We start from the raw sequence: 16,147 nt of genomic DNA, 5'->3' as shown, positions 1-16,147 counted from the left end.
CACCGGCCATCCCATCGCCACGAAGGGCGCCCGGCTTCCACCGGGCGCCCTTCGCCCGTTCGGGCTACAGTGGTGAGGCGTCGCGTCAATTTCGCGACAAGAATTCAGGGCGCGCCGGGAAGTCTGGTCGGCAACAGCAGCACACGTGCATCCGCACGCGTGTCGCCGACAGCCAGACCCAGGAGGTTTTCCACCGTGGCCGCGCCCAAGACCCGCCGTTCCGTCTTCCTCGGCAGGCTTCCCCTGCCCGAACGGAACTATCTCGCGGACGCGCTGCGGGCCGAGACCGTCGGCGGGGTCCTGCTGCTGGCCGCCGCCGTGGCCGCCCTGATCTGGGCGAACACGCCGCTGCGCGAGGGCTACGAGAGCGTCCGTTCGTTCCACGTCGGGCCCGCCGCACTCGGGCTGGACCTCTCCGTCCAGCACTGGGCGGCCGACGGCCTGCTGGCCGTCTTCTTCTTCGTCGCCGGCATCGAGCTCAAGCGTGAGCTCGTCGCGGGCGAGCTGCGCGAGCCGAAGGCCGCGATCCTTCCCGTGGTCGCCGCGGTCTGCGGCATGGCCGTGCCCGCGCTGATCTATACGGCGGTCGCGGCGAGCGGCGGTGGTTCGCTCGGCGGCTGGGCGGTGCCGACGGCCACCGACATCGCCTTCGCGCTCGCCGTCCTCGCGGTGATCGGCACGTCGCTGCCGTCCGCGCTGCGGGCGTTCCTGCTGACCCTCGCCGTCGTCGACGATCTCTTCGCGATCCTGATCATCGCGGTCTTCTTCACGTCGAAGCTGAACTTCGCCGCTCTCGGCTTCGCCTTCGTGGGCCTGGCGGTCTTCTGGCTGCTGCTGCGCAAGGGCGTGCGCGGCTGGTACGTCTACGTACCGCTGGCGGTCGTCAACTGGGCGCTGATGTACAACAGCGGCGTGCACGCCACCATCGCGGGCGTCGCCATGGGCCTGATGCTGCGCTGCACCCGCCGCGACGGCGAGAAGCAGTCCCCCGGCGAGCACATCGAGCACCTCGTGCGGCCGCTGTCGGCGGGGCTGGCCGTCCCGCTGTTCGCGTTGTTCTCCGCCGGAGTGCGGGTCTCGGGAGGGGCGCTCGCGGACGTCTTCACGCGCCCCGAGACGCTGGGCGTGGTGCTGGGCCTGGTCGTGGGCAAGGCGATCGGCGTCTTCGGTGGCACCTGGGCGGCGGCCCGCTTCACCCGGGCGGAGCTCAACCCCGACCTGAAGTGGCCGGACGTCCTGGCCGTCGCCTCCCTGGCCGGCATCGGCTTCACGGTCTCGCTGCTGATCGGCGAGCTCGCCTTCGGCTACGACGAGGGCCTGGGCGGCGAGGTGAAGGCAGCCGTCCTCATCGGGTCGCTGATCGCGGCCGTCCTGTCGAGCACCCTCCTCAAGCTGCGCGACAACAAGTACAAGAAGCTGTGCGCAGAAGAGGACCGCGACGAGGACGAGGACGGCATCCCCGACATCTACGAACAGGACAACCCCGAGTTCCACTTGCGCATGGCCGCCAGGTACGAGGCGAAGGCAGCCGAACACCGCAGATTGGCGGAAGTCGCCGCAGGACGCACCACCCGGGACGACGGTCCGGCATGATCTGAGAGTCTTTACATTCGCGGAGGCCACCGCCGAACCCGCCCCAATGGGGCGGACGGCGGCGGCCGTGCCGCGAGGACGAAGCCGATGACGATGAGGGAGCAGGCGATGAGCGCAGCCGACGACGGCGCGAACCGCAGCCTCGGCCAGCTGGTGGCGCAGGCCACCACCGAGCTGTCCGCACTGGTGCACGACGAGATCGCGCTGGCCAAGGCGGAACTGCGCCAGGACGCCCGGCGCCTGGGCATCGGCGGCGGCGCCATCGCCGCCGCGGGGGTGCTGGCGCTGTTCTCCCTGCCCGTGCTGAGCTTCGCCGCGGCGTACGGAATCCACAGCACCGGCCTCGGGCTCGCCTGGTCGTTCCTGATCACCGGCGGCGCCTACCTGGTGATCGCGGCGATCCTCGGCCTGCTGGCGATCGCCAAGTTCAAGAAGGTCAAGAAGCCCGAGAAGAGCATCGCCGCGGCGAAGGAGACGGCGGCCGTGCTGGGCACCGTCAAGCCGCACCCCCGGCCCGTGGCCGACACGAGCCGGACGGACGCATCTGTGACACGCTCGTCCGTATGACGGTGCCCGATACCTCCGCAGCGCCCGCATCCCCCGACCCCCAGCGACGTCCGGCGCCCGCATCGCCCGTCCCGGCGGCGTCCTCGCCCGCCGCGGTCGTACGTCCGGAGGGCCCCTGGACCCATCGGGACGTCGCCGCGAACGGGGCGCGGTTCCACATCGCCGAGATGGGCGAGGGGCCGCTGGTGCTGTTCCTGCACGGCTTTCCGCAGTTCTGGTGGACGTGGCGGCATCAGTTGCCGGCGCTGGCGGAGGCGGGCTTCCGGGCCGTGGCGATGGACCTGCGCGGAGTGGGCGGCAGCGACCGTACGCCCCGGGGTTACGACCCGGCGAACCTGGCGCTCGACATCACCGGGGTGGTCCGCTCGCTCGGCGAGCCGGACGCCGCGCTGGTCGGGCACGACCTCGGCGGCTACCTGGCGTGGACGGCCGCGGTGATGCGGCCCAAGCTCGTGCGCAGGCTCGTGGTGTCCTCGATGCCGCATCCGCGCCGGTGGCGTTCGGCGATGCTCTCCGACCCGCGGCAGAGCGCGGCGAGCTCGCACATCTGGGGGTTCCAGCGGCCCTGGCTGCCCGAGCGGCGGCTGCTGGCGGACGACGCCGCGCTGGTGGCACGGCTGATCCGCGAGTGGTCCGGGCCGCGGCTGCCCGACGACGAGACGGTGGAGACGTACCGGCGGGCCATGTCGATCCCCTCCACCGCGCACTGCTCGATCGAGCCGTACCGCTGGATGGTGCGCTCGATGGCGCGGCCGGACGGCGTCCAGTTCAACCGCCGCATGAAGCGGCCAGTGCGGGTGCCGACGCTGCACCTGCACGGATCGCTCGATCCGGTGATGCGGACGCGCAGCGCGGCGGGCTCCGGGGAGTACGTGGAAGCGCCCTACCGCTGGCGGCTCTTCGAGGGGCTGGGGCACTTCCCCCACGAGGAGGATCCGGCGGCCTTCTCGACGGAGCTCGTCAACTGGCTGAAGGACACCGAGCCGGACCGCTAGGGCCTGTCCGGCGGAGCCGTACCGGTGTGAACATCCGTTCATCGAACGGCCATTTGCCTCGCGCATAGGCCAATTGCCGGTCCCGCGGGCGATTACCGACCTCCGGCCCCGGGCAGAGCTTCAGGTATGGGCTGGACGCACGACTACCGTGACGCAACGGACGTGACCGACGTGACGCAGCAGCGCGGCGCCGAGGGCGACACCGCGCTCGCCGTCACGACCGCCCCCGACCGGGCCGCCCTGCGGCCACAGGCGGGGCCGGATCCCCGGATCGGCATTCCGCGCATCATCCGCCGCCGCGCCCGCTGGGTCTCGGCGCGGCTGCGGCACCCCCGCAGCCGCTGAACCGCCCGCCCCTCAGCCGTACGCATCCCCGAGGGCTCCCCTCAAGGGCTCACAGGGCGCAGCTCTGGGTGTTGACCCTGCCGTCGGCCGTGCGGCCGTACACGGCGTCCTGATGGACCTCGTCGGCCGTCAGCGCATAGCCGGTCTCGGCGTTGTCGAGGGACTTCGCGAAGACCACGCCGTAGACCTTGCCGTCCGGCGTGAGCAGCGGGCCACCGGAGTTGCCCTGCCGGACGGTGGCGTACAGCGAGTAGACGTCACGGCGGACGTTGCCGCGGTGGTAGATGTCCGGGCCGTTGGCCTGGACCCGGCTGCGGACCCGCGCGGCCCGCACGTCGTACGCGCCGTTCTCCGGGAAGCCGGCGACGATGGCGCTCCTGCCGGTGTCGGCGTCGGACCCTGCGAACCGCAGCTCCGGCGCGTCCAGCGACGGCACGTCCAGCACCGCGATGTCGCGCTTCCAGTCGTAGAGCACGACCGTCGCGTCGTGCAGCCGGCCCCGGCCGCCGATCTGCACGGTCGGCTCGTCCACGCCGCCGACCACGTGCGCGTTGGTCATCACCCGGTGCGGGGCGAAGACGAAGCCAGTGCCTTCGAGCACCTTGCCGCAGCTGGGGGCGTTGCCGACGACCTTGACGATGCTGCGCTGCGCCTCCACGGCGACCGGGCTGCCGGCCAGCGCGGGGTCGGGCGGCGGCACCGAGGTGATGGGCTCGGCGGAGAACGGCGCGAAGACCTGCGGGAAGCCGTTCTGCGCGAGGGCGCTGCTGAAGTCCGCGAACCATGTGTTGGCCTGCGGCGGCACCACTCGCGCCACCCCGAGGAGCACCTTGGAGCCGCGGACCTCGCGGCCCAGCGTCGGCAGCGTCGTACCGGCGAGGGCCGAGCCGATGAGCCAGGCGACCAGCAGCATCGCGGTGACGTTGACGAGCGCCCCACCGGTCGCGTCCAGGGCGCGCGCCGGTGTCCACGTGATGTGGCGGCGCAGCTTGTTGCCCAGATGCGTGGTGGCGGCCTGGCCGACGGAGGCGCACAGGATGACGACGGCGACGGCGGCGACAGCGGCGATCGTGCCGGGCTGCGCATCGTCCGTGGCACTGTCCCAGATCACCGGCAACGCGTAGACGGCGGCGAGACCGCCGCCGAGGAAGCCGATCACCGAGAGCACGCCGACGACGAAGCCCTGGCGGTAGCCGATGACCGCGAACCACACGGCGGCGACCAGCAGCACGATGTCCAGCACGTTCACCGAAGAATGCCTCGCATTGTCGTCGTCCGGGGGCGGCGCCGGGGTCCACGGCCGGCCGCCGGGGGCCACCGTCTCATGCCGGTCAGGCCCGCGCGTCCAGGGGGACCTCCCGCTCGCGGTCCCACGGCCGCTCCCAGCCGGCGAAGTGCAGGATGCGGTCGATCAGGCCGGCCGTGAAGCCCCACACCAGCGCCGGGCCCACCCGGAACGCCGGGCCGCGGTGACCGCTGGGATGCACCGCCATCGCACGGCGCCCGGGGTCGGTGAGGTCGACCACCGGGACGGTGAAGACGCGGGCGGTCTCCTGCGGCGAGACCGGCGCCACCGGGCTGGGCGTGTGCCACCAGCCCAGGACGGGCGTGACCACGAAGCCGCTCACGGGGATGTACAGCCGCGGCAGCACGCCGAAGAGCTGCACGCCCGAGGGGTCGAGGCCGGTCTCCTCCTGCGCCTCGCGCAGGGCCGCTCGCAGCGGGCCGTCGCCCTCCGGGTCGCCGTCCTCCGGGTCGAGGGCGCCACCGGGGAAGGACGGCTGGCCGGCGTGCGAGCGCAGCGTCCCGGCACGCTCCAGCAGCAGCAGCTCCGGGCCGCGCTCGCCCTCGCCGAACAGGATGAGCACCGCGGACTGCCGGCCCCCCGTCTCCGGTGGCAGGAACCGGCTCAGCTGGTGCGGCTCCACGTGCCGCGCGGCACGCTCCACCGGCTCCAGCCACGTCGGCAGGCCCTCGGCCGTCACCTCGACCCGGCCCTCCCGGCCCCGGGCCACCTCGTGGCCGTACGTCCTCGTCATCGCCTTCCCCCGGTCGTCGTCCTCGGCTGCGGTGCGGTCGTGCGGCATGCGTCCGGTCACGCGGCTCCCAGAGGAGGCGCGGGCCGCCCCGGATAGTCCGGCGGCGGCTTCAGCCGCTGGCCGGGCTGGCCGCCCAGCTCGTACTTGAGCAGCTTGCGGGCCTTCTCCGGATCCGTCTCGCCCTCGCCGAAGGCGGGGCACAGCGGGGCGATGGGGCAGGCACCGCAGGCCGGCTTGCGGGAGTGGCAGACGCGGCGGCCGTGGAATATGACCCGGTGCGAGAGCATCGTCCAGTCGCTCTTCGGGAAGAGCGAGCAGACCTCGGCCTCGACCCTCTCGGGGTCCTCGGCGGCCGTCCACTTCCAGCGCCGCACGAGCCGGCCGAAGTGCGTGTCGACGGTGACGCCGGGCACGCCGAAGGCGTTGCCCAGGACGACGTTGGCGGTCTTGCGGCCGACGCCGGGGAGCGTGACGAGGTCCTCCAGCCGGCCGGGCACCTCGCCTCCGAAGCGGTCCCGCAGGGCGGCGGACAGGCCGATGAGGGACTTCGCCTTGGCCCGGAAGAAACCGGTCGGCCGGATCAGCTGCTCCAGCTTCTCGGGATCGGCCGCGGCCATCTCCTCGGGCGCCGGGTACGCGGCGAACAGGGCGGGCGTCGTCTGGTTGACCCGCAGGTCGGTGGTCTGGGCGGACAGCACCGTGGCGACCAGGAGCTGGAAGGGGTTCTCGAAATCCAGCTCGGGATGGGCGTACGGGTACAGCTCGGCGAGCTCGCGGTTGATCCGGCGGGCGCGCCGGACGAGCGCCGTCCGGGACTCCGACCAGGCGGCGCCGGTCGTGCCGGCCGGCTTCTTCGCCGCCGTCTCCTTGGTCGCCGTCTTCTCGGTTGCCGTCTTCTGCGCTGCCGTCTTCTCGGCCGCCTTTTTGGTCACCGTCTTCTTTGCTGCTGCCTTCTTGGCTGCGGTCGCCTTCTTGGCTGCCGCCTTCTTGGTCGGCGGCTTCTCCGCCGGCGGCTCCGCGGCCGCCTTCGCCGCGCCTCTGGGTTCCGCGGCGGCGGACCGGCCCGCCACGGCCGCGTCCTGCGATTCGTACGGTTTTGCGGTTTTCGCCTTCTTCGCGCCGGGGCGTTCGCCCACAGCGGAATCACGGGCCGCGCTCACCCTTCAGGCCCCCTTGCCCTGTGCTCTCACCGGCGTATTGGACACCCGGCCAGACTAGAGCCCACCACCGACATCCGCCCCGGCCGCAGAAAAACCACAGCCCAATCGGACCCCTGCCGTAGGGGTTCCGGCGACGATGCGCCACACTTGTGTTTGATCACACAGTTTTACCGACGGGCATCATGGGGACCACGGTCCTCTGTGCATGTCGACAAGGAGAGAACTCGTGGACGACGTTCTGCGGCGCGCCCCGCTCTTCGCGGCGCTCGATGACGAGCAGGCCGCCGAGCTGCGCGCCTCGATGGGCGAGGTCACGCTCGCGAGGGGCGACGCCCTGTTCCACGAAGGCGACCCGGGCGACCGCCTCTACGTGGTGACCGAGGGCAAGGTGAAGCTCCACCGGACCTCCCCCGACGGCCGCGAGAACATGCTGGCGGTCCTGGGCCCCGGCGAGCTGATCGGCGAGCTGTCCCTCTTCGACCCCGGTCCGCGCACCGCCACCGCCACCGCGCTCACCGAGGTCAAGCTGCTCGGCCTCGGCCACGGCGACCTGCAGCCCTGGCTCAATGCGCGCCCCGAGGTGGCCACCGCCCTGCTGCGCGCCGTCGCCCGCCGCCTGCGCCGCACCAACGACTCGATGTCGGACCTCGTCTTCTCGGACGTTCCCGGCCGTGTCGCCAAGGCCCTGCTGGACCTCTCCCGCCGCTTCGGCGTGCAGTCCGAGGAGGGCATCCACGTCGTGCACGACCTCACCCAGGAGGAGCTCGCCCAGCTCGTCGGCGCCTCCCGGGAGACGGTCAACAAGGCCCTCGCGGACTTCGCCGGCCGCGGCTGGCTCCGCCTGGAGGCCCGCGCCGTGATCCTCCTGGACGTCGAGCGGCTGGCCAAGCGCTCCCGCTGACACCGGCCCGGGGCTCCGCGGCGCATCAACGGCGCCGCGGGGCCCTTCGGCGTACCCGGGGGCCTGCGGGGCCTGCGGGGCCTCAGATGAGCCCGTGCTCCTCCAGGTAGTCCAGCTGCGCCCGCACCGAGAGCTCGGCCGCCGGCCACAGGGCGCGGTCGACGTCCGCGTAGACCGCGGCGACGACCTCGGGTGCCGTGCGGTGGCCGTTCTCCACGGCCGTCTCCACCTGGGCCAGGCGCTTGGCCCGGTGCGCGAGGTAGTACTCGACGGCGCCGCGCGCGTCGTCCAGTACCGGACCGTGGCCCGGCAGCACCGTCGTCACGCCCTCCTCGACCGCCAGCAGGCGCAGCCGGCGCAGTGTGTCGAGGTAGTCGCCGAGCCGGCCGTCGGGGTGGGCGACGATCGTCGTGCCCCGGCCCAGAATCGTGTCGCCCGTCAGCACGGCGCCGTCGGCGGGCAGGTGGAAGCACAGGGAGTCCGCCGTGTGGCCGGGCGTGGAGACCACGTGCAGTTCGAGGCCGCCCGTGGTGATCACGTCGCCCACGCCCAGGCCCTCGCCGCCCAGCCGCAGCCCCGGGTCCAGCGCCCGGACGTGCGTGCCCGTCAGCTCGGCGAAGCGGGCCGCGCCGCCGGAGTGGTCGGCGTGCCCGTGCGTGAGCAGGGTCAGGGCCACCCGCTTGCCCGCGGCCTCGGCGGTGGCGACGACGGTGCGCAGGTGCGCTTCGTCGTCCGGCCCGGGGTCGACGACGACGGCGAGGTCGGAGTCCGGTTCGGCGAGGATCCAGGTGTTGGTGCCGTCCAGCGTCATCGCGGACGGGTTCGGCGCGAGGACACAGGTCGCCCGGTCGGTCGCGGGGCCGCCGATGGCGCCCGTGCGCGGCTGTCCCGGCAGGTCGGTGGCGTGCGTCATGCGTCGGCTCCCGCAGGTCCTCGGTCGGTCGGCCCGGCGATCCGGACGACGTCGATGTGCTTGGTGAACTCGTCGTGCCCGGGCCAGCTCAGCACGATCTCTTCCCCCTCCAGCCGCGCCTGTGCCAGGACGGGCGTGAGATCCCGGTCACCCGAGGCCGCCAGAACCTCGGCCGGGGTCGCGTACGGCAGCAGGGAGCGCAGCGTGGAGATGGTGGGCGGCATCATCAGCAGCTCGCCCCGGTCGTAGCCGGCGGCCGCGGCCGCCGGGGCCGTCCACACCACGTGGTCGGCCTCCGTGGAGGCGTTGCGGGTGCGCTGGCCCTCCGGGAGGGCGGCCACGAAGAACCAGGTGTCGTAGCGGCGCGGCTCGAACTCGGGCGTGATCCAGCGCGCCCAGGCGCCCAGGAGGTCGCTGCGCAGCAGCAGGCCGCGCCGCTCCAGGAAGTCCGCGAAGGCCAGCTCCCGGCTGACCAGGGCCGCGCGGTCGGCCTCCCACTCCTCGGCCGTCGTGTCCGCGACGACCGTGTCCGGGGCGGGGCCGGCCAGCAGGACGCCCGCCTCCTCGAAGGTCTCCCGGACGGCGGCGCACACGATGGCCTGTGCGCCGGCACTGTCGGTACCGAGCCGGCGTGCCCACTCCTCGGGCGCCGGCCCGGCCCAGGGCACGTCCCGCTCGTCGCGCGGGTCGACGGAGCCGCCCGGATACGCGTACGCGCCTCCGGCGAAGGCCATGGAGGCGCGTCTGCGCAGCATGTGAACGGCGAGCCCGTCGGTCGCCGCGCGCAGCAGCAGGACGGTCGCGGCACGGCGCGGTGCCACGGGCCGCAGCTCGCCGGCGGCGAGCGCTCTGATCCGGTCCGGCCACTCCGGCGGGTACCACTGGCCGTTCGAAGTCGACATGACCGGATGCTATGCGCTCACGTGCGGATGTTCGAGAGCACGGGTCGGCAGCGGGCCCGAGGCGCACACCGCTGACCCGGGAGGCCGGGATCAGTCCCGGACCTCCACCTGGATCTCGACCTCGACCGGGGCGTCCAGCGGCAGCACGGCCACGCCCACGGCGGAGCGCGCGTGCACGCCCTTGTCGCCCAGGACCTCGCCGAGCAGCTCGCTCGCACCGTTGATGACACCGGGCTGACCGGTGAAGTCCGGGGCGGAGGCCACAAAGCCCACGACCTTGACCACGCGGACGATCCTGTCCAGGTCGCCGATGACCGACTTCACGGCGGCCAGGGCGTTCAGCGCACAGGTGGCGGCCAGCTCCTTGGCCTGCTCGGGGCTCACCTCGGCACCGACCTTGCCGGTCACCGGGATGGCGCCCTCGACCATGGGCAGCTGGCCCGCGGTGAAGACGTACGCGCCGGAGCGCACGGCCGGCTGGTACGCCGCGAGCGGCGGGACCACGGCCGGCAGGTTCAGGCCGAGCTCGGCGAGCCGCGCCTCGACGGCACCCGCTGCCGCGGTCACTGCTTCTCCCGCTTGAGGTAGGCCACCAGCTGCTCGGGGTTGTTCGGCCCGGGCACGACCTGGACGAGCTCCCAGCCGTCCTCGCCCCAGGTGTCCAGAATCTGCTTGGTCGCGTGGACGAGCAGCGGCACCGTCGCGTATTCCCACTTGGTCATGGCCTGACTGTAATGCCTCGCACCGACGGCCTCGTGCGTAGCCCGCCCGGCGACTGGTTAGGCTCCGCTTCATGAGCAGGCTCCATGTCGTCAGCGGCAAGGGCGGTACCGGCAAGACGACGGTCGCCGCGGCCCTCGCACTGGCCCTCGCGGCCGAAGGAAAGCGCGCACTGCTGGTCGAGGTCGAAGGCCGGCAGGGCATCGCGCAGCTCTTCGAGACGGAGGCGCTGCCCTACGAGGAACGGAAGATCGCCGTCGCGCCGGGCGGTGGCGAGGTGTACGCGCTCGCCATCGACGCCGAACGGGCCCTCCTGGACTACCTCCACATGTTCTACAAGCTGGGCACCGCCGGACGGGCGCTGAGAAAGATCGGCGCAATCGACTTCGCGACGACCATCGCGCCCGGACTGCGGGACGTCCTGCTGACCGGCAAGGCGTGCGAGGCGGTGCGCAGGAAGGACCGCACCGGACGCTTCGCCTACGACTACGTGGTCATGGACGCGCCCCCCACCGGTCGCGTCACCCGCTTCCTCAACGTCAACGACGAGGTGGCCGGGCTGGCCCGGATCGGGCCGATCCACAACCAGGCGCAGGCCGTCATGCGCGTCCTCAAGTCGCCGGAGACCGCGGTGCACTTCGTGACGCTGCTGGAGGAGATGCCCGTCCAGGAGACCCGGGACGGCGTCGCCGAGCTGCGGGCGGCCGGGCTTCCGGTGGGCGGTGTCGTCGTCAACATGGTGCGGCCGCAGGTCCTCGACGAGGACGCCGTGGACGCCGCCGCGCACACCCGGCGCCCGGACGTGGCCCGCGCCCTGGAGTACGCCCTGGAGCGCACCGGCTCCGGCGGCGCACGGCGCACGGGCCGCGCCGAGCCGCTCGTCGAACCCTTGCTGCAGGAAGCGCGCGAGCACACGGAGCGCCTCGCGCTCGAGCGCCGGGTCCGCGCCGACGTCGCCGGCCTGGGCCTGCCCACGTACGAACTGCCACTGCAGGGCGACGGAATGGACCTGGCCGGTCTGTACCGCATGGCCCGCACCCTGCGCCGGCAGTGGACACAGGCACAGGCCACCCCGCAGGCACAGGCCACCCCGCAGGCGCAGACCGCAACCTCGCAGGCGCAGGCAGCCGCGCAGGCACAGCAGCCGCCTCCCGTGCAGCAGGACCGGCAGCACGTGGACGGTACGCCCGGGAGCGGCACGCCCGGCCCCGACGCGGGCGGCGCACACGGCGCACGTACGGGCGCGGCAGCCGCCCACGACCCCACGACCGACACCCACGGCAGCACCACCAAGGAGTGAGCGGGTGAGCCTCGACCCGGCGGCGGAGCCGCTCGGCATAGATCCGATCCTGGACGACAGGCGCACCCGCATCGTGGTGTGCTGCGGCTCCGGCGGCGTGGGCAAGACCACCACCGCGGCCGCCCTGGGCCTGCGCGCCGCCGAACGCGGCCGCAAGGTCGTCGTCCTGACCATCGACCCGGCCCGTCGGCTCGCCCAGTCCATGGGCATCGACGAGCTGGACAACATACCGCGCCGCGTCCCCGGCATCGACGACTCCGCCGGCGGCGAGCTGCACGCCATGATGCTCGACATGAAGCGCACCTTCGACGAGATCGTCGAAGCGCACGCCGACAAGGAACGCGCACGGGCCATCCTGGACAACCCCTTCTACCAGTCCTTGTCGGCCGGTTTCGCGGGCACGCAGGAGTACATGGCCATGGAGAAGCTCGGCCAGCTGCGCGCCCGCGACGAGTGGGACCTCATCGTCGTCGACACCCCGCCGAGCCGGTCGGCGCTGGACTTCCTGGACGCGCCCAGCCGCCTGGGGTCGTTCCTGGACGGCAAGCTCATCAAGCTGCTGATGGCGCCCGCGCGGGTCGGCGGGCGGGCCGGGATGAAGTTCCTGGGCGTCGGCATGTCGGTGATGAGCGGGCCCCTGAACAAACTGATGGGCACCCAACTGCTGCAGGACGTACAGACCTTCGTCGGTGCGATGGACACCATGTTCGGCGGCTTCCGTACCCGGGCCGACGCCACCTACCGGCTGCTGCAGGCCCCCGGTACGGCCTTCCTTGTCGTCGCCGCGCCCGAGCGGGACGCGCTGCGGGAGGCGGCGTACTTCGTGGAGCGGCTGGCGGCGGAGCGCATGCCGCTGGCCGGTGTGGTGCTCAACCGGGTCCACGGCAGCGGGGCGGACCGGCTGACGGCGGAACGGGCGCTGGCGGCCGCCGAGGCCCTGGAGGGCGGCCTGGTGAACGGCCACGGGGAATACACAGAAAATCTTGACGGCGACGGCATTGTGGATCGTGGCAGCGGGCAAGCTGGCTCACGTACCGCTGACGACCCTGGCACCCTCACTCCCACGGACACGTCCTCTCCCTCCCCCGAGAGGGGCTTCCCCCAGCCCACGTCCACGGGACCGAGTGCCGCGGAGCTCGCGGCGGGGCTGCTGCGGCTGCACGCCGACCGCATGCAGGTCATTGCCCGAGAGCAGCGCACCCGCGACCGCTTCACCGCGTTGCACCCCGACGTACCGGTGGCGGAGGTGGCTGCGCTGCCCGGGGACGTGCACGACCTGGCCGGGCTCCGCTCGATCGGTGACCGGCTCGCCGACCAGACGACGACCGGGGGCCGGGCGGTCGCCGATGCGACGGAACCGGCCGATCCGAGCTGACACATGGCCGATCCGAGCTGACACACGCAGACCTGTGGCGCCGGGGCCCCGAACCGTCACCGCGGAGGGAGCCGCAGGGGTGTGGGAGGGCGGCCGCGGAGCCGGCCGTACGCGCGGCGCGGAGCCGTACCGTGGGCGCCGTACGTCAGCCGGCCGTACGTCAGCCGTGGGCGCCGTGCACCGGCGCGTGGACGCGCCTGTGTGCGTCCGCGATGCCTACTGGCCGGCGGGCCTATCCGACCGCGGCGTACTCGTCGTAGCCCGGCTCGCCCAGCGGCAGCATCCCGGCGCCGCGCTCGTACTCCGTGCGCGCGGTCTCCAGGAGCCGGCGCCACGACGTCACCGTGGGCCGGCGCCGCAGCAGGGCCCGGCGCTCGCGCTCGGTCATCCCACCCCACACGCCGAACTCGACGCGGTTGTCCAGCGCGTCGGCGAGGCACTCGGTGCGCACCGGGCAGCCGGTGCAGACCGCCTTCGCCCTGTTCTGCGCTGCGCCCTGAACGAAAAGTTCATCCGGATCGGTCGTGCGGCAGGCGGCCTGCGCACTCCAGTCGGTTACCCAGCCCATGCTGGCGCCGTCCTCTCCCGAATCGAGGCTCCCCCACGGCGGCAGCGGCATATTCACCGTTGCCAGTTGAGGACGTTACGGAAGCCCGACAGGGGGCAACACCCCCTGCGGGCCCAATCTTGAATGGCCCGAACGGACTATGCGTACGCGGCAGATCACCCAACGGAGTGAGCTGGCGACATGCAGGACCTTTCCCTCCATAGAGGGGCAGACCACCCGGGGAGCGACGGGCAACCACCATCAGAGGCGGCAATACGGACACCTCTCATCACTCACAAGAGTGAGCGTGAAGGTGATGCGGGAGAGTGCCTGAAGTGACTGGCGTGAAACAGCGTAGGCGAACACACCTGCGCCTGTCCTCGGAATGAGAACGTAGGCTTCGCACCATGGCTATGAAGCGCTCGGGCGAGGGTCCCTCCAGGACCCGACAGGCCGCGAAATTCCTCGGCGTCAGCGTGCTCTCGGGAGTCGTGCTGGCAGGTCTGGCCCTACCGGGCATCGGTGCGTTCGGCCTGGTGGCCAAGGGCACCGTCGAGGGCTTCGACGAGATCCCGGCCAACCTCAAGACGCCGCCGCTCAGCCAGCGCACCACCATCCTCGACGCCCAGGGCGGCGAGATAGCCAAGGTCTACTCCCGCGACCGCACCGTGGTGCCGCTGAACGACATCTCGCCCTACATGCGCGAGGCAATAGTGGCGATCGAGGACGCGCGCTACTACGAGCACGGCGCGATCGACCTCAAGGGCGTCCTGCGCGCCGTCAACAAGAACGCACAGTCCGGCGGCGTCTCCGAGGGCGCCTCCACGCTCACCCAGCAGTACGTCAAGAACGTCTTCGTCGAGGAGGCCGGCGACGATCCCGAGAAGGTCGCCGTCGCCACCCAGCAGACCCTCGGCCGCAAGGTCAAGGAGCTGAAGTACGCGATCCAGGTCGAGAAGGAGCTGGGCAAGGACCGCATCCTCAACAACTATCTGAACATCACCTTCTTCGGGCAGCAGGCCTACGGCGTCGAAGCCGCCTCGCAGCGCTACTTCAGCAAGCGCGCCAAGGACCTGACCCTCGGCGAGTCCGCGCTGCTGGCCGGCATCGTCCAGTCGCCGAGCCGCTACGACCCCGTGCGCGCCCCGAAGGAGGCGACCAAGCGCCGCAACACCGTGCTGCAGCGCATGGCGGACCTGAAGTACATCAAGCCCGAGGAGGTCGCGGCCGAGCAGGCCAAGCCCCTCAAGCTCAACGTCTCCCGCCCGAAGAGCGGCTGCATCACCGCCGTCGACAACGCCGGCTTCTTCTGCGACTACGTGCGCGAGACGTTCCTGCAGGACCCCGTCTTCGGCAAGACCAAGGAGGCCCGGGCCAAGCGCTGGAACGAGGGCGGCCTGGTCATCCGCACCACCCTCGACCCGCAGACCCAGAAGTCCATCCAGAAGTCGATCAGCGATCACGTCTACCAGAGCGACTCGGTGGCCACCGCCGTGACCATCGTCGAGCCCGGCACCGGCAAGGTGCTCGGCATGGCGCAGTCCCGCCCGTACGGCTTCGGCGAGCACCAGACCCAGATCAACCTCTCCGCCGACAAGTCCATGGGCGGCTCGACCTACGGCTTCCAGGTCGGCTCGACCTTCAAGCCGATCGTCGCCGCGGCCGCCCTCGAACAGGGCACCTCGCCGTACCAGACGTACTCCTCGCCGTACCGCATGCCGTACCCCGAGGAGGTCGAGACCTGCGGCAAGCCGTGGAAGAACAGCATCGGCGAGACCGTCCAGAACGAGAACCGCAGCGAAGTCGGCCCGTACGGCATGCGCGAGGCGCTGGCGAAGTCGGTCAACACCTACTTCGTGCAGATGGTCGGCGACCTGGGCCTGTGCCCCGTGATCAAGATGGCCGGCAAGATGGGCATCAAGCCCGCCAGCGGCGGCAAGTTCGACGAGAACCCCTCGCTCACCCTCGGCGGCGCCGAGGCCGGCATGTCCCCGCTGACCATGGCCTCCGCCTACGCCACCTTCGCCAACCACGGCACGTACTGCTCCCCCGTCCTGATCGCCTCGGCCACCGGTCCCGACGGCAAGGCGCTGAAGGTTCCGCAGACCAAGTGCTCCCGGGCGATGTCCGAGCAGACCGCCGACACGATCAACAGCCTGCTGAAGGGCGTCGTCGAGGACGGCACCGGCAAGGAGGCCGGGCTCAGCGGCCGTGACAGCGCGGGCAAGACGGGTACGACGGACGAGCGCAGGGCCGCCTGGTTCGTCGGCTACACGCCCAACATGGCGGGCGCCGTGTGGGTCGGCGGCCCCGAGGACGCGGTCTCGATGGAGAACATCACCATCGGCGGCGTCTACCACGACAAGGTCTACGGCGCCGACACCCCCGGCCCCATCTGGCGCGACGCGATGAACGGCGCCCTCGACGGCAAGGACGCCCCCTCCTTCGGCGGCGCCGCCGTCGGCGGGGACAACGCGAGCGGCGACCCGGGCAACGGCGACAAGCGCGGCACCGGACGCGGCGGCCGCAAGCCCGGCAACGGTACGGGCGCGGGCGGCGGCAAGCAGGGCAACAAGCCCGGCACCGGCAAGCCGGGCCACGGCAAGCCCGGCGCCGGCACCCTCGACAGCAAGCCCGAGACGCCCGCCGTGCCCGCCCTGCCCGCCGACGGCCTGCCCGGCGGCACCCCGGCCGGCACTCCCGGCGGCACGCCGGACCAGGGCTGATCAAGGATCGGGAAACCGTAAAGACCGCAAAAAAAGGGGGGCGGCCCCCCCCGCCGGGCGCGGG

The 16,147-nt window shown here is 72.1% G+C and carries 15 protein-coding genes and 1 pseudogene; 8 read left to right on the top strand and 8 right to left on the bottom strand.

Going from position 1 to position 16,147, the window contains the following annotated elements; translation table 11 throughout:
* The first annotated feature begins 195 nt into the window (after positions 1–195).
* The 4 genes from nhaA to AC27L3_RS23160 all read left to right on the top strand — a co-directional run bounded on the left by nhaA (position 196) and on the right by AC27L3_RS23160 (position 3,500).
* Positions 196–1,593 (top strand): Na+/H+ antiporter NhaA, encoded by a 1,398-nt coding sequence (nhaA, locus tag AC27L3_RS23175; RefSeq protein ID WP_487235974.1) that lies wholly within the window; start codon positions 196–198, stop codon positions 1,591–1,593.
* A 108-nt stretch (positions 1,594–1,701) separates the two neighbouring features.
* Positions 1,702–2,160: a phage holin family protein gene (locus AC27L3_RS23170; protein WP_487235973.1), complete on the top strand. Its 459-nt coding sequence runs from the start codon at positions 1,702–1,704 to the stop codon at positions 2,158–2,160.
* The gene (locus AC27L3_RS23165; RefSeq protein ID WP_365968921.1) at positions 2,157–3,155 is read left to right on the top strand and encodes an alpha/beta fold hydrolase; all 999 of its coding nucleotides are present in this window, start codon (positions 2,157–2,159) and stop codon (positions 3,153–3,155) included. Before AC27L3_RS23170 ends, AC27L3_RS23165 begins: the two co-directional genes overlap by 4 nt.
* A 162-nt stretch (positions 3,156–3,317) precedes the next feature.
* Entirely contained in the window at positions 3,318–3,500 is a 183-nt protein-coding gene (locus AC27L3_RS23160) for a hypothetical protein (RefSeq protein WP_361747756.1), read from the top strand.
* A 49-nt stretch (positions 3,501–3,549) separates the two neighbouring features.
* On the opposite strand, the gene AC27L3_RS23155 is transcribed toward AC27L3_RS23160, so the two are convergent.
* From AC27L3_RS23155 to nth, 3 genes are all read right to left on the bottom strand, one after another.
* The gene (locus AC27L3_RS23155; protein WP_487235972.1) at positions 3,550–4,749 is read right to left on the bottom strand and encodes a MarP family serine protease; all 1,200 of its coding nucleotides are present in this window, start codon (positions 4,747–4,749) and stop codon (positions 3,550–3,552) included.
* An 82-nt stretch (positions 4,750–4,831) separates the two neighbouring features.
* The gene (locus AC27L3_RS23150) at positions 4,832–5,539 is read right to left on the bottom strand and encodes an NUDIX hydrolase (protein ID WP_487236034.1); all 708 of its coding nucleotides are present in this window, start codon (positions 5,537–5,539) and stop codon (positions 4,832–4,834) included.
* Between the two features lie 56 nt (positions 5,540–5,595).
* A complete protein-coding gene (gene nth, locus AC27L3_RS23145) occupies positions 5,596–6,609 on the bottom strand; it encodes an endonuclease III (protein ID WP_487235971.1) in 1,014 nt (337 codons plus the stop codon).
* A gap of 316 nt (positions 6,610–6,925) precedes the next feature.
* Between nth and AC27L3_RS23140 the strand changes: the two genes are divergently transcribed.
* Positions 6,926–7,600, top strand: coding sequence for a Crp/Fnr family transcriptional regulator (locus AC27L3_RS23140; protein ID WP_004939715.1), 675 nt, complete (start codon positions 6,926–6,928; stop codon positions 7,598–7,600).
* An 82-nt stretch (positions 7,601–7,682) separates the two neighbouring features.
* Here the strand turns inward: AC27L3_RS23140 and AC27L3_RS23135 are convergent, their stop codons facing one another.
* The 4 genes from AC27L3_RS23135 to sp36 form a co-directional block, all read right to left on the bottom strand.
* Complete coding sequence (locus tag AC27L3_RS23135) at positions 7,683–8,513, bottom strand: MBL fold metallo-hydrolase (RefSeq protein ID WP_487235970.1); 831 nt, start codon at positions 8,511–8,513, stop codon at positions 7,683–7,685.
* Positions 8,510–9,415, bottom strand: a complete 906-nt coding sequence (locus AC27L3_RS23130) for an NUDIX hydrolase (protein WP_487235969.1) — start codon at positions 9,413–9,415, stop codon at positions 8,510–8,512. The genes AC27L3_RS23135 and AC27L3_RS23130 overlap by 4 nt, the downstream gene beginning before the upstream one ends.
* Positions 9,416–9,505: 90 nt before the next feature.
* Positions 9,506–9,982 (bottom strand): RidA family protein, encoded by a 477-nt coding sequence (locus AC27L3_RS23125; protein WP_487235968.1) that lies wholly within the window; start codon positions 9,980–9,982, stop codon positions 9,506–9,508.
* Positions 9,979–10,137, bottom strand: coding sequence for a Sp36 family protein (sp36, locus tag AC27L3_RS23120; RefSeq protein ID WP_003991873.1), 159 nt, complete (start codon positions 10,135–10,137; stop codon positions 9,979–9,981). Before sp36 ends, AC27L3_RS23125 begins: the two co-directional genes overlap by 4 nt.
* Positions 10,138–10,208: 71 nt before the next feature.
* On the opposite strand from sp36, the pseudogene bagA reads away from it, so the two are divergent.
* Positions 10,209–11,186, top strand: a pseudogene (gene bagA / locus AC27L3_RS23115) (ATPase BagA); the annotation flags it as partial.
* A gap of 253 nt (positions 11,187–11,439) precedes the next feature.
* Positions 11,440–12,810, top strand: coding sequence for an ATPase BagB (bagB, locus tag AC27L3_RS23110; protein WP_487235967.1), 1,371 nt, complete (start codon positions 11,440–11,442; stop codon positions 12,808–12,810).
* Positions 12,811–13,042: 232 nt separating this feature from the next.
* Here bagB and AC27L3_RS23105 read toward each other — a convergent pair whose 3' ends face one another.
* Positions 13,043–13,378, bottom strand: coding sequence for a WhiB family transcriptional regulator (locus tag AC27L3_RS23105; protein ID WP_344433209.1), 336 nt, complete (start codon positions 13,376–13,378; stop codon positions 13,043–13,045).
* A gap of 386 nt (positions 13,379–13,764) precedes the next feature.
* Between AC27L3_RS23105 and AC27L3_RS23100 the strand changes: the two genes are divergently transcribed.
* A complete protein-coding gene (locus AC27L3_RS23100) occupies positions 13,765–16,083 on the top strand; it encodes a transglycosylase domain-containing protein (protein WP_487235966.1) in 2,319 nt (772 codons plus the stop codon).
* Positions 16,084–16,147: the final 64 nt, after the last annotated feature.

Source organism: Streptomyces sp. PKA51, assembly GCF_057552455.1.
This window is presented reverse-complemented; position numbering and strand designations above follow the sequence as displayed.

Bases quoted from the DNA above. Each gene is read 5' to 3' on its own strand.
- AC27L3_RS23170 (WP_487235973.1), top strand. From the start codon at position 1,702: ATGAGCGCAGCCGACGACGGCGCGAACCGCAGCCTCGGCCAGCTGGTG.
- AC27L3_RS23165 (WP_365968921.1), top strand. From the start codon at position 2,157: ATGACGGTGCCCGATACCTCCGCAGCGCCCGCATCCCCCGACCCCCAG.
- AC27L3_RS23150 (WP_487236034.1), bottom strand. From the start codon at position 5,539: ATGACGAGGACGTACGGCCACGAGGTGGCCCGGGGCCGGGAGGGCCGG.
- AC27L3_RS23135 (WP_487235970.1), bottom strand. From the start codon at position 8,513: ATGACGCACGCCACCGACCTGCCGGGACAGCCGCGCACGGGCGCCATC.
- AC27L3_RS23130 (WP_487235969.1), bottom strand. From the start codon at position 9,415: ATGTCGACTTCGAACGGCCAGTGGTACCCGCCGGAGTGGCCGGACCGG.
- sp36 (WP_003991873.1), bottom strand. From the start codon at position 10,137: ATGACCAAGTGGGAATACGCGACGGTGCCGCTGCTCGTCCACGCGACC.
- AC27L3_RS23105 (WP_344433209.1), bottom strand. From the start codon at position 13,378: ATGGGCTGGGTAACCGACTGGAGTGCGCAGGCCGCCTGCCGCACGACC.
- AC27L3_RS23100 (WP_487235966.1), top strand. From the start codon at position 13,765: ATGGCTATGAAGCGCTCGGGCGAGGGTCCCTCCAGGACCCGACAGGCC.